Genomic DNA, 12,425 nt, shown 5'->3' with positions numbered 1-12,425 from the left:
GTAATTTTAAAGAATTGTTATAGAGGTATTTATAATAATTTCTCTTTGAAAAACATAAAGATTAATGGCAAAAGAAGAATTGGAATGTTCGTTTTGTGGTCGTAAAAAACCAGAAACGAATTTATTAATAGCAGGATTAGATGCTCATATATGCGACAGATGTATAGAGCAAGCACATGGTATTGTATTAGAAGAATCGAAACAAAATGATAGTAGCGATTTAACTGCAGAACTAAAACTACGCAAACCACAACAAATTAAAGCTTTTTTAGACGAATATATTATAGGGCAAAACATGACCAAAAAAGTGATGTCTGTGGCCGTATACAACCATTATAAACGTTTATTGCAACCTGTAACCAAAGATGATATTGAAATACAAAAAAGTAATATCATTATGGTTGGTCAAACCGGAACAGGTAAAACCTTAGTTGCAAAAACAATAGCCAGAATGCTTAATGTGCCTTTGGCAATAGTAGATGCTACGGTTTTAACAGAGGCAGGTTATGTTGGTGAAGACGTAGAAAGTATCTTAACCCGTTTATTACAAGCCGCTGATTATAATTTAGAAAAGGCTGAAAAAGGCATCGTTTTTATTGATGAGATTGATAAAATTGCACGTAAAAGCGATAACCCATCTATTACCCGAGATGTTTCTGGTGAAGGTGTGCAACAAGCTTTACTAAAACTTTTGGAAGGTACCGTTGTTAACGTGCCACCAAAAGGAGGACGTAAGCATCCAGACCAAAAGTTTATAGAAGTTAATACCGAAAATATATTATTTATTGCAGGTGGTGCTTTTGATGGTATAGAACGCCATATATCAAAACGTTTGAATATGCAAGCGGTTGGTTATAGTGCTTCGAAGTCTGAAGAGGTTGTAGATCAGGATAACTTACTTCAATATATTATACCAAAAGATTTAAAAGACTTTGGTTTAATTCCAGAAATTATAGGGCGCTTACCTGTACTTACTTATATGGATCCGTTAGATGCCAAAACATTAAGAGCCATTCTTACAGAGCCTAAAAACGCCATTATTAAGCAATATCAAAAATTATTTTCTATGGATGATATTGATTTTTCAATCTCTGATGGTGCTTTAGATTATATAGTTGAAAAAGCTATTGAATATAAATTAGGAGCTAGAGGATTGCGTTCGCTTTGCGAAGAAGTTTTAACTGACGCTATGTTTGAAATGCCAAGTAGTAACGATAAAAAGCTGAATGTTACTAAATCGTATGTTGAAGATAAATTGGTTAAAACCACTTTAAAGAAACTAAAGGCAGTTTCGTAAAACTTAAAAACATCATATAAAAAAAACCACGCAACTTGCGTGGTTTTTTTTGTTTTTATGGATGTTAATTAATAAAGGACATTATGGGATTTTTTCATACTGTTTTTAAAAACTTAGTTAAAAGTATGTCTATTTTAATTTTATTTAAGCTCCCAATATTACCTTTTAGATGATTAGACGAAATACTCGTTAAAATCACTTTTAGCAGTGACTTTAATCGGTAGTTACTAAAAACCGTGATATATATGGTTTTAAGAATTCAACCTAATTAAATCGTCTAGATATAAACGGGTGTTAGAAAGTCTAGGGACTTTATGCTGTCCACCTAATTTGTTGTTCGCTTTTAACCAATCGTAAAACAAATTTTTACGGGCGATATTTATTTTAGGTTTGTTAAGTGTGATGTTGTTATAGCGTTTCGCCTCGTAATCGGAATTTAAAGCTTTTAAAGCATTATCAAACAATTCGTTGAAATAGTGAATGTCTTTAGGTGGTGTTTTAAACTCAATCATCCATTCGTGTCCGCCTTTTTCTTTACCTTCCATAAAAATAGGTGCAGCGGTGTAGTCTACAATTTCAGCTTTTGTTTTTTTGCAAACCTTTCTAAGTGCTTCTTCTGCATTTTCTATAATAAGTTCTTCTCCAAAAACATTTATAAAGTGTTTGGTTCTACCAGAAATTTTAATTCTGTACGGGCTTAATGAGGTGAATTTAACCGTGTCGCCTATTTTGTAGCGCCAAAGCCCTGCATTGGTGGTTATAATTACAGCGTAATTTTGATGGAGTTTTACCTCGCTAAGTGGAATGGCTTTTTCAGCTTCGGTAGCGTAAATATCCATGGGAATAAACTCATAGAATATACCGTAATCAAGCATGAGCAGTAATTCGTTGGAATTGTTCTGGTCTTGAATGGCAAAAAATCCTTCCGAAGCATTGTAAATTTCATAATACCTAAAGTCTTTTTTAGGCAATATTTTTTTGTACTGGTCTTTGTATGGTGTGAAGCTTACACCACCATGAAAATAAACTTCCAAGTTTGGCCAAACATCATGAAGGTTTTGTTTGCCGGTAGTTTCTAAAACGTTGTTAAGTAGTACCAACATCCACGATGGAACACCGGCAAGACTCGTAACGTTTTCATTCATGGTTTCATTTACAATGGCTTGCATTTTATTTTCCCAATCGCTCATTAAAGACACTTTGTTGCTTGGAGTGCTACTAAATTCTGCCCAAAACGGCATGTTGTCAATTAAAATAGCCGACAAATCGCCAAACACGGTGCCGTTTTCTCTGTACAACTCTTTGCTTCCGCCCAAGCGTAAACTTTTACCTGTAAATAATTGGGAGTCTTCATTATTATTTAAGTACATGCACAGTAAATCTTTACTGGCCGCATAGTGGCAATCTTCAAGCGATTCCTCACTTACTGGAATAAATTTACTTTTGGCTCGGGTTGTGCCGCTGGATTTTGCAAACCATTTTATAGGTGTTGGCCAAAATAAATTGGTTTCACCTTTCATAGAGCGTTCAATCACATCTTGCCAACCATCGTAATTTTTTATGGGAATGCGTTCTGCAAAGGTTCTATAATTTTTTATGGAAGCAAAATCGTATTCTTTGCCAATTTGGGTGTCTTTAGCCATATCCAAAAGCTCTAATAGTATTTCGTTTTGTACTTCATTGGGATATTTTAAAAACAATTCAATTTGATGGAAGCGTTTTTTTAAGAACCAAGAAGCAATGGAATTTACTATAGTGATTGGCATATTTGTTTTATATTTAAGTTCTTAAAAATAATACTTTTTTTTATGACTTATCAAGGTGTTTTAACAAAAATGGAAACAGAATTTTCAAGTCCTATTGAATACTATTTGGTGTTTGAAAGCGATTTTTTAAATATGAACCAGTTATTGGGCAAAACCGTTACCATTCAATTTATTAAGTACCAGTGTTTGAATTGTGGCATGGATAAGCCTATATACCGACAAGGGTTTTGCAAGAGCTGTTTTTTTGAAATACCACAAGCTGCCGATTGGATTATGCGACCTGAGTTAAGCACCGCGCATTTAGATAAAGAAGACCGCGATTTGGAGTACGAAAAGAAAGTACAGCTGCAACCGCACATTGTATATTTGGCAAATTCAAGCAATATAAAAGTAGGTGTAACCAGAAAAAGCCAAGTGCCAACCCGTTGGATAGACCAAGGGGCACATGAAGCTATTGAAATTGTAGAAGTGCCCAACCGTTATTTAGCAGGTATTACGGAAGTAGCTTTAAAAGACCATGTAGGCGATAAAACCAATTGGCGCACGATGTTGAAAAACGATGTAGTAGATGAAGATTTAGTGCAATGGCGCGACAAGTTAAAGCCATACATTCCTGATGAAGCCAAAGATTATTTTATAGAAACCAATACTGAAACCAATTTAGATTTCCCGGTTGAAAAATACCCAGCAACACCAAAAAGTTTAAACCTGATTAAAGCCCAAGCCTACACCGGTAAACTTACGGGTATAAAAGGGCAATATCTTATTTTTGAGGATGATACGGTGTTTAATGTGCGTGCTAATGAAGGTTTGGTAGTAGCAATTATGTTGTAATTTTTAATGAAATGATTTAGGTTTGTTATATCAAAACCTTTTTTCCCTTCAAATTACATCATTTTTTATCAGATTTTAAAAGCTTTACGGGAAACCCGTAGCCCTTTGTGGTGTTTTCGACAAAATGCGTAAAATTTTATAAAAAAAGTTTTATTTTCTGATTTTTTTTTTTACATACATTTGAATTGTGTAAGATTTTAATTAATTTTAAGCCGGTTAATAACAAGTTTTATACAAAACAGATTAATCTATAACTAGCGCTAGTTTTTTAAAAATAACAATGGCTTTTGTTATTTAATACCTCGGCTTTAAATTTTTTCGGCTTTTTTAAATTTGGCTTTATAGTTTATTTACTAACCCGCCCAATACGTATTAAATATAGAGTGTTTGGGTTTAAAATTTTTAAAACATGAAAAAAATGTCATTTTTATTATCCGTATTATTATTGGTTGCTTGCAATGATAACGACATTATTGAGAAAAGCGAAGATGCAAACTCTCTTGATTATGCCGATTTGAATGTTGAATTAAGCGCTTATGCCAATTCATTGAAAAATTCTTTTGATTCGGAAGAATCAACAATGGAATTGTTCAACAAGTTCACCATAGTAAAAAGCACAAGTCAAAATTTATCTAAAAATATAAAAAATGCCAAAATTGATGATAATCCTGATGCGAGTGTAAATGTAGCTGAAATTTATATAGAATTTCCACCTCATTATACTGAATTTAGTAATACGATAACATTAGATTTTTATAATGATATGGTAAATGCTTATGATTATGAAGTTATTAATGTAATAAATGCTTATCAAAACAGGTTGGATAATGAAATGTTTCTTATATCTATCGATGAAAAAGAACAGTTTCAAATTATATTAAATGCCTCATATTACGCATTGGACGTTTTAGAAGCACTTTATGCGGAAAGTTCAAGTAAGTTTTCGAAAAATAGTTTTAGTGCTAAAGGCGGTGGATTTGGAGATTGTTTTAAAAAAACGGTGGGTAAATCTGTAGGTAGAGGAATAGCAGGTGGAGCAATTAGTGGGGCAATTAGTGGAGGAACAGGAGGAGGTTTGTTGGGCTCCTTTTTTGGTCCGGCCGGAACAGCCGCGGGAAGTGTTCGTGGTGCAGTAATGGGTGCTGCTTATGGCGCAATAACAGGAGCTGTTGGGGGCGTTCTTTGGGCAGCAGCTGATTGTCTTGCCCAAGTCAAAAGAGATTTCATTACTCTTGATGAATATGGTGTAATCAGGGAATTGGGAATAGATCCTGACTTACAAATAGAATTAATATTAACCCCTTAATTTATGAACTATGAAATTCAGAGATTTTGTTTTAAAGCATTATACTTTTATTAGGGTTATCCTAATTACAATCGGAACTTTAATTATGTTTTATGCATTCTTTTTCTCAGACAGACCTGCATCCTTTAATACTATAAAAGAAAACATAGATAACCCTATGATGTATGTATGCTTATTAATTTCTTTTTTAGGGGCTTGGTGGATTAATTATCCATACCGTTACAAAAAGTTTTTTCCTAATAAGGACAAAGAGAAATAAAATCAAAAAAATCCCATTTGCAATTTTAATGCAAATGGGATTTTTTATTTTCATCTAATTATCTAATTATCTAATTATCTAATCATCTAAATATCTTCCTGATCTCGTAAATTTTGAATATAAGATGCTTTTTGTACTTGGCGTCTTCTTTTTACCGATGGTTTTGTAAAAAATTGAGCCTCTCTTAAATTTTGCATCACTTTAATATTTCGGTGTTTTCGTTTATAACGTTTTAAGGCACGTTCTATGTTTTCACCTTCTTTGATAATAATTTTTAACATAAATTGTTTTTAATTGTTTGTTTTAGGGTTATCCTAAATACGTTTTTAATACTTTGCTTTTAGAGGTATGTCGCAACCTGCGAATGCCTTTTTCTTTTATCTGTCTTACGCGTTCGCGTGTTAACCCAAATGCTTCGCCTATTTCTTCCAAACTCATGGGTTGTGCGTTGCTTATACCGTAATAATTCCGAATGACTTCAGCTTCTTTGTCCGATAGCATGTCTAAAGCACGGTTAATTTCTATGTTTAGAGAATCCTTCATCAAGCCCATATCGGGCCTGGGAGACTCGTTCGAATTTACAACATCGTAAAGTGTTGAGGTTTCGCCTTCTTTTAAGGGTGCATCCATGGATACATGTCTACCCGAAATTTTCATAGATTGCTTAACGTCGCTAAGGGTAAGGTCTAAATTGCTTGCAATTTCTTCGGGACTTGGTGGTCTTTCGTGGGTTTGTTCTAAAAACGAATACGCTTTGTTTATTTTGTTTATAGAACCAATTTTGTTCAAAGGTAATCTAACTATTCGAGATTGTTCTGCTAAAGCTTGAAGAATTGCTTGACGAATCCACCAAACAGCATACGAAATGAATTTAAAACCCCTGGTTTCATCAAAACGTTTGGCGGCTTTAACCAAACCTGCATTGCCTTCGTTTATTAAATCGGGCAATGTTAACCCTTGGTTTTGATATTGTTTTGAGACTGAAACTACAAAGCGTAAGTTAGCAGTGGTGAGTTTATCTAAAGCCTTTTGGTCTCCTTGTCGGATGCGTTGTGCTAATTCTACCTCTTCATCAGCGGTTATTAATTGAATTTTGCTAATGTCTTGTAGATATTTATCAAGCGACTTTGATTCTCGGTTGGTAACTTGTTTCGTAATTTTTAATTGCCTCATATATTATTTTTAAGTTATAGATTACACTATCTACAACTTAACTTTTTTATTGAGAAAACCTAATAATTACGGTACTTTCTTGGCAAAAAGCCCAAAAAGAAACGAAAAAGGTTATTTAACGGTATCTTTTTGTTTTTTCTTGTTCAATAATCCGCCTAAAACATTTTTAACAGCATCTTTGGTTGTTGGTGTAGTGGTTTTGGTAGTATCAGTAGTTGTTGTGGTTTTACTATCACCTACAATTCCACTTAGCGCATCTTTAACCGAATTGCTTTGTGCTGTTGAAGTAGAGTCTTTTTTTGCTTTATTGCCCGAAATTAAATCACCAAGCATACCACTTACTTTGTCTTTACCTTGATTAAGAAGTTTTTGTTTTTGAATTTCAACCAATTGTTTGGTTAAATTGCTAACACCACTGGTTAAATCGGTTTTTACCGTAGGGCTTGTATAAGTGCCTCCAATGTTTGCTGTAATGGGGATGGTAATGTTTTTAGCCGAAGCATCATCAATTTTTGCAATAAGATTTGTAACCTCGGTACCCAAATATTTTGCAGGTACATTAAAAACGGCATTGTAAGCCATGGTTTTATCAAACCCATGCGATCCGGCTATTTCAATATCAATGTCTTGGTATTTTATATGAAATGGTTTTACGCTTACTTTACCATCATTAAACGCAAATTGGGTTTTTAGGTCGTTTAAATTCAATTTTTTAAAGTCGATGAAATTTAACGAGCTGCCTAATTTGTTTAATACTTCGGCATTGGATGGGTTTACCGTTGAAGATAAAATTTCTGCCAAGGCATTGCCCGATAGCGTGCCTAAATTTGGTGTAAAATCATCCGTTAAATTACCTTGTAAGTTTAAGGTGGTGTTCAGTTTTCCTTCAACAATCTTCATTAAAGGTGCTAAATTTTGGAACAACTCCATGCCTTTAAACGATTTGGCAATATCAAAACTATTGATGCCTAAATTCATACTAAAAGTTGGCGTATCCGTTTTAGTTGAAACAAGCCCAGAAACAGCTATTTGCCCATCAAAAAGATTGGTTGTGAAATTTTCCAACTTCACTTGTTCATCTTTAATAATTAAAGCACCTTTAGCATTTTTAAGCTGTAAATTATCGTAAATAACGGTATTGGCTTGTGCATTTATGGTACAATCTAAAAAAGCAGGAATTTTTAAAGATTCTTTAGTAGCGGTTGTTTTAGTACCTTCGGTTTTGTTTGTGGTTGTTGGAGCTTCATCGCTCATAAAATCGTTTACCGCAAACGTGTTCGAGCTTAGGTTAAAGTTCCCTTTTAAGGTTTTGTTGCTAAACATAAAACCTAACAGGTTTTCAATAGTTCCTGTGGCATTCAAATCGGTTTTACCCGTTTGCGCTTTAAAGCTGTTTAACGATACGGTTGCTGGATTGAATGTAACGGCAGCGTCTGAGATTTTGAACGGACTTTTAAAAGCATCCGAGGTGTAGTTGAAATTACTTAAACTCATGTTACCACTGGCTTTTACACGATCATAAGCATTTTTTTCGATAGCTTCCATATCAAAAGCCGTATTTACTTTGGCTTTTAAAATACCGGTTAATTGTGTTTCTAAATCTACCGGATATACTTTGGAGATGTTCGCTAAATTGAGAACGCCATCAATATCCGCATTTACCAGCATATTGCCAGTGATGTTTTTTATGGTAGCAGACGATTTGAAAACATCTTGGTCAATCTTAAAATTTAAGGTGTTTATGGCCACATAGGTGTCTTCAGTTTTACCTGTTGTGTTTTTAATTTCGGTATCAATCACAATATTCTCGACACTTTTTGGTAAGCTGGGATATTTAAAAGAGGCATTGTTCGATTTAATACTTATATCCAACGTTGGGATGGTTTCATCGGTAACCATACCTTTAATAATCCCTTTAACCTTAAAATCGCCCGTAGTTTTAACGTTTTCTATGTTTTTAGAATAGGTTTCTGGGATAATAGCCAAAAAGTTTTTGAATGACGATTCTGGGTTTTCAAATGTAATATCTACATCTTGTCCTGCTTCAAGTAGTTGAACAAACCCATGAAATTCTATAGGTAATTGATTGATGAATCCTTTATTGTCCTTAAATGTGTATTTGCTGTTTTCTAAATCGAGCCCAATTAAAGCATCTAGTTTTATCGGGTTGTTGTTTAAATAGTTAGAACCATCCATAGTGAAACTTATTTTAGCATCACTTTTGGTGTCTAATTCCGATTTTTCTGCTGAAAACGTTCCTTTTCCTTCATGGTTAAATTCTGAAATTCTTATAACCATTTTAGAGTCTTCACCAATGCTTATATAATTTATGGTACTATTTTTTATTTGATAATCTTGTATGTCGAAAGTAAAACTGCTCGATTCGGTGGAAGCATTTTCATTTTCTTTGGTAATATCATAATTGGCAGCCCCGGAAGCATCGGTTTTTAAATTCAAAAGTACACCATCGGCATAAATGGAATTTACTATAATAGCCTCGTCCGCACTTTTAAAAAGTTCTTTGATGGACATGTTAAGTGCAATGCTTTTTGCGCTAACCAAGGTATCTCCTTTAAATGGTTCAAAATTGGTAATAACCAAATCGCTAATGTTTACATGTGCTTTTGGAAAACTTTTTATAAAACTTAAGTCAACATCTGTAAAGTCCACTTGGGCATTTAGGTTTTCGTTGATGGTGCGTTTCACCATCTCTTTTATTTGCGATTGAAAGATAAAAGGCGCTGCAACTAAAAGTACAATGATGACAAGTAGGGAAATTCCGGTGATTTTTAGAGCTTTTTTCATTAACAAGTTTTATAAAGTATACGAACAAATGTAGCTAAAAGGTTGAAGTTGAGCCAAAATTTTAACAACCATTTATAGTTTTCCTAAAGCAGTTGAATTTCTTCATGTGCTTGAAGTTTAAAGCGTTTTTTGAATAGAAACACCCCTAAATATAACAAAGGCGTATCGCAAACCGCTATGAGTACCTTGAATAAAAATCCGCTAATTAATAGACCTTTAAACATGCTCCAAGGTAAAACTTCAAAAAAGCATAACAAAAGCACCACCGAAAAGGTATCGACAAATTGCGATAAAAAGGTTGAGAAATTATTGCGTAACCATAAGTGTTTGCCTTTTGTAAGTTGCTTCCAAAAATGAAAAATTTGAATATCGATAAATTGGGCAAATAAATACGCCGTCATACTTGCACCAACAGCTAAAATGGTGCGCCCAAAAACGTGGGAGAACATGCCGTTATCAATGGGCGAACTTGAAATGGCGGGAACTAAATCGGCAACATAAACTATTAAAACCGAGAATAACGATGCAAAAATGCCAGCAACAACTACTTGGTTGGCACGTTTTTTACCATAAATTTCGCTAATTAAATCGGTTATTAAAAAGGTAATGGGGTAGGGTAAAATGCCCACCGAAACCACAAACAGTTTGCTTCCAAAAACCTCCACATCAAACGGATACCAATAAAAGAATTTTTGAAAAATAAGGTTTGAAACCACTAACGATGTTATAAAAAGTGCCCCTAAAAGCAAATAAATTTGTTGGGCAGCAAGTTTGTCTTTATTACTCATAGGTAAAATTCCTGTAAATCGTGCTACTAATTATTTGTATGATTTATTACAACGACGGTTCAAGCGGAGTCCAGAACAGATTGTGAATAAATACGTCTTGTAAATATAAAGGAATAAAATTTGTTTTAGTTATTTTGCCGATACTTATGATACAGCCCACAACGTTTTACATTGCATTAGGTAGCAATAAAGGTGATAAATTTAAAAACCTACAAGATGCTATTGATTTGATTCATGAGAGAATCGGTATGATTATCCGTATTTCAAAAGTGTACAAATCGCCTGCGTTTGGTTTTGAAAGCGACGATTTTTTAAACGCTTGTTTGGTTTTGGAAAGCTGTTTGGAACCCGAAACCGTACTTCAGGAATTATTGGCTATTGAAACCGTTTTAGGGCGTGTTCGTACGCAGCAAAACAAGTACGAAGCCCGAAGTATTGATTTGGATGTTATTTTGGTTGAAGATGCTGTTATAGACACCAAAACCTTGCAAGTACCGCACCCAGAAATGCAAAAACGCAGGTTTGTATTGTTGCCGCTAAACGATATTGCGCCCCATGCAAAACATGCAACATTGCATAAAGAAGTGGCTGTTTTGTTAAACGAATGTGATGATGATAGCGTTTTAGAACCCATCAACATTTGGTTAAAAAACCCAAGTAAAGACTATGGTTTTTCTAAATTTGGTTATATAGCCATTGAAGGAAATATTGGTGCAGGAAAAACCAGTTTAGCAACCAAAATAGCACATGATTTTAATGCGAAACTTATTTTGGAACGCTTTGCCGACAATCCGTTTTTGCCCAAATTTTATAACGATGCGTCGCGGTATGCGTTTCCTTTGGAAATGTCGTTTTTAGCAGACCGTTACCAACAAATTAGCGACGATTTAGCGCAGCTCGATTTGTTTAAAGATTTTATTGTGAGCGATTATGATGTGTTTAAATCGCTTATTTTTTCGAAAATTACTTTGCAAGAAGATGAGTTTAAGTTGTACCGAAAGCTTTTTTACCTGATGTACAAAGACTTGCGGAAACCCGATTTATACGTGTATTTATACCAAAATACCGAACGCTTGCAACAAAACATACAAAAGCGTGGGCGCGATTACGAACAAAACATTGCCAACGATTATTTAGAAAAAATAAACACCGGCTATTTAGAGTTTTTAAAAACCCAAACCGATTTTAACGTAAAAATTATTGATATTTCTGATAAAGATTTTATAGAAAACCGAAGTGATTATTTATGGGTTTTAAATGAAATTTGTGGAGGGTAGGTTGAAAAGTATGAGTTAAGAGGTTGAAAGTTGGTTCTTTCAAAGTGCTAGTGCGAGCGTCTCGCTCGTACTTAATAGAAATAAAGAACTTTTCCCATCGCTACTTTAAAATGATGCATTATACAAAACCTAAATGGTTGCTAAAATTAATTTTACAAAAACATTAAAATTTAAAACAGATGAGAAAAATATCACTTTTCATTGCAACAAGTTTGGATGGCTATATAGCAAAACCTAATGATGACCTTAGTTTTTTAAAACTCGTAGAAAAAGAAGGTGAAGATTATGGCTATAAAGAATTTACGGGTACAATTGACACTTTGATTATTGGTAGAAAAACCTATGATTATGTGCTTAAAGAAATTGGCGCATCATTTTACGATAATGGACAAAGAGACGTGTATATTATAACAAGAACTCCAAGTCAAAATGTTGGAAGAACAACTTTTTACACAGGAAAATTGACCGATTTGGTTGAACAACTAAAAGCTGAAAACGGAAAAAATATATATTGCGATGGTGGTGCTGAAGTAATTAATGAACTATTAAAAAATGACTTGGTTGATGATTTTATTATCTCTGTGGTGCCTGTTTTGTTAGGCAATGGTACAAGATTATTTAAAGACGGGCGACCAGAACAACTACTTGAATTTGTGAAAGTAAAAACATTTGATACAGGATTGGTACAACTGCATTACAAACGGAAAAAATAAAAACGAACCAAGCGCTGGCGCGAGCGTCCCGCTCGTGCAAACAATTCATTCACGTATATTAAGTACGAGCGGGACGCTCGCACTCAATGTCATTAAGTTAAGCTTCTATTCAATTGATTATCAATGGTTTATTGTTGTTTTTATGGCATTGTTTTCGTATATTACATTGATAATCAAATACATATGACCTTGAAAAAAAACTACTGT

At 34.0% G+C, this 12,425-nt stretch carries 11 protein-coding genes; 6 read left to right on the top strand and 5 right to left on the bottom strand.

Annotation, left to right across the window (positions count from 1 at the left end):
• The first annotated feature begins 64 nt into the window (after nucleotides 1–64).
• On the top strand, nucleotides 65–1,297 hold the full coding sequence (clpX, locus tag J8H85_RS01995) for an ATP-dependent Clp protease ATP-binding subunit ClpX (protein WP_209652180.1): 1,233 nt from the start codon (nucleotides 65–67) through the stop codon (nucleotides 1,295–1,297).
• A 251-nt stretch (nucleotides 1,298–1,548) separates the two neighbouring features.
• Here the strand turns inward: clpX and J8H85_RS01990 are convergent, their stop codons facing one another.
• Nucleotides 1,549–3,063, bottom strand: coding sequence for a GH3 auxin-responsive promoter family protein (locus tag J8H85_RS01990; RefSeq protein WP_209652178.1), 1,515 nt, complete (start codon nucleotides 3,061–3,063; stop codon nucleotides 1,549–1,551).
• A 42-nt stretch (nucleotides 3,064–3,105) separates the two neighbouring features.
• Between J8H85_RS01990 and J8H85_RS01985 the strand changes: the two genes are divergently transcribed.
• The 3 genes from J8H85_RS01985 to J8H85_RS01975 all read left to right on the top strand — a co-directional run bounded on the left by J8H85_RS01985 (nucleotide 3,106) and on the right by J8H85_RS01975 (nucleotide 5,462).
• Nucleotides 3,106–3,897, top strand: a complete 792-nt coding sequence (locus J8H85_RS01985) for a DUF2797 domain-containing protein (RefSeq protein ID WP_209652176.1) — start codon at nucleotides 3,106–3,108, stop codon at nucleotides 3,895–3,897.
• Between the two features lie 409 nt (nucleotides 3,898–4,306).
• Nucleotides 4,307–5,203: a glycine zipper family protein gene (locus J8H85_RS01980; RefSeq protein ID WP_209652174.1), complete on the top strand. Its 897-nt coding sequence runs from the start codon at nucleotides 4,307–4,309 to the stop codon at nucleotides 5,201–5,203.
• 10 nt (nucleotides 5,204–5,213) lie between these two features.
• Complete coding sequence (locus J8H85_RS01975) at nucleotides 5,214–5,462, top strand: hypothetical protein (protein ID WP_209652171.1); 249 nt, start codon at nucleotides 5,214–5,216, stop codon at nucleotides 5,460–5,462.
• 86 nt (nucleotides 5,463–5,548) lie between these two features.
• On the opposite strand, the gene rpsU is transcribed toward J8H85_RS01975, so the two are convergent.
• The 4 genes from rpsU to J8H85_RS01955 all read right to left on the bottom strand — a co-directional run bounded on the left by rpsU (nucleotide 5,549) and on the right by J8H85_RS01955 (nucleotide 10,228).
• Nucleotides 5,549–5,743 carry a 30S ribosomal protein S21 gene (gene rpsU / locus J8H85_RS01970; RefSeq protein ID WP_209652169.1) on the bottom strand — a complete coding sequence of 65 codons (195 nt, stop codon included), beginning with the start codon at nucleotides 5,741–5,743 and terminating at the stop codon, nucleotides 5,549–5,551.
• 28 nt (nucleotides 5,744–5,771) lie between these two features.
• Nucleotides 5,772–6,635 carry a sigma-70 family RNA polymerase sigma factor gene (locus tag J8H85_RS01965; protein WP_209652167.1) on the bottom strand — a complete coding sequence of 288 codons (864 nt, stop codon included), beginning with the start codon at nucleotides 6,633–6,635 and terminating at the stop codon, nucleotides 5,772–5,774.
• Between the two features lie 111 nt (nucleotides 6,636–6,746).
• Nucleotides 6,747–9,440, bottom strand: coding sequence for an AsmA family protein (locus J8H85_RS01960; RefSeq protein WP_209652164.1), 2,694 nt, complete (start codon nucleotides 9,438–9,440; stop codon nucleotides 6,747–6,749).
• 83 nt (nucleotides 9,441–9,523) lie between these two features.
• The gene (locus tag J8H85_RS01955; protein ID WP_209652162.1) at nucleotides 9,524–10,228 is read right to left on the bottom strand and encodes a queuosine precursor transporter; all 705 of its coding nucleotides are present in this window, start codon (nucleotides 10,226–10,228) and stop codon (nucleotides 9,524–9,526) included.
• Between the two features lie 146 nt (nucleotides 10,229–10,374).
• Between J8H85_RS01955 and folK the strand changes: the two genes are divergently transcribed.
• The gene (gene folK / locus J8H85_RS01950; protein WP_209652160.1) at nucleotides 10,375–11,505 is read left to right on the top strand and encodes a 2-amino-4-hydroxy-6-hydroxymethyldihydropteridine diphosphokinase; all 1,131 of its coding nucleotides are present in this window, start codon (nucleotides 10,375–10,377) and stop codon (nucleotides 11,503–11,505) included.
• A 179-nt stretch (nucleotides 11,506–11,684) separates the two neighbouring features.
• Entirely contained in the window at nucleotides 11,685–12,218 is a 534-nt protein-coding gene (locus J8H85_RS01945; protein ID WP_209652158.1) for a dihydrofolate reductase family protein, read from the top strand.
• Nucleotides 12,219–12,425 lie beyond the last annotated feature (207 nt).

Source organism: Mariniflexile gromovii (genome assembly GCF_017814435.1).
Classification (GTDB): domain Bacteria; phylum Bacteroidota; class Bacteroidia; order Flavobacteriales; family Flavobacteriaceae; genus Mariniflexile; species Mariniflexile gromovii.
Note: the sequence above shows the minus strand (reverse complement) of the source record. Positions and strands in the feature narration are given on the sequence as shown.

Coding starts and splice junctions, on each gene's coding strand:
- clpX (WP_209652180.1), top strand. CDS start 65: ATGGCAAAAGAAGAATTGGAATGTTCGTTTTGTGGTCGTAAAAAACCA.
- J8H85_RS01990 (WP_209652178.1), bottom strand. CDS start 3,063: ATGCCAATCACTATAGTAAATTCCATTGCTTCTTGGTTCTTAAAAAAA.
- J8H85_RS01985 (WP_209652176.1), top strand. CDS start 3,106: ATGACTTATCAAGGTGTTTTAACAAAAATGGAAACAGAATTTTCAAGT.
- J8H85_RS01980 (WP_209652174.1), top strand. CDS start 4,307: ATGAAAAAAATGTCATTTTTATTATCCGTATTATTATTGGTTGCTTGC.
- J8H85_RS01975 (WP_209652171.1), top strand. CDS start 5,214: ATGAAATTCAGAGATTTTGTTTTAAAGCATTATACTTTTATTAGGGTT.
- rpsU (WP_209652169.1), bottom strand. CDS start 5,743: ATGTTAAAAATTATTATCAAAGAAGGTGAAAACATAGAACGTGCCTTA.
- J8H85_RS01965 (WP_209652167.1), bottom strand. CDS start 6,635: ATGAGGCAATTAAAAATTACGAAACAAGTTACCAACCGAGAATCAAAG.
- J8H85_RS01960 (WP_209652164.1), bottom strand. CDS start 9,440: ATGAAAAAAGCTCTAAAAATCACCGGAATTTCCCTACTTGTCATCATT.
- J8H85_RS01955 (WP_209652162.1), bottom strand. CDS start 10,228: ATGAGTAATAAAGACAAACTTGCTGCCCAACAAATTTATTTGCTTTTA.
- folK (WP_209652160.1), top strand. CDS start 10,375: ATGATACAGCCCACAACGTTTTACATTGCATTAGGTAGCAATAAAGGT.
- J8H85_RS01945 (WP_209652158.1), top strand. CDS start 11,685: ATGAGAAAAATATCACTTTTCATTGCAACAAGTTTGGATGGCTATATA.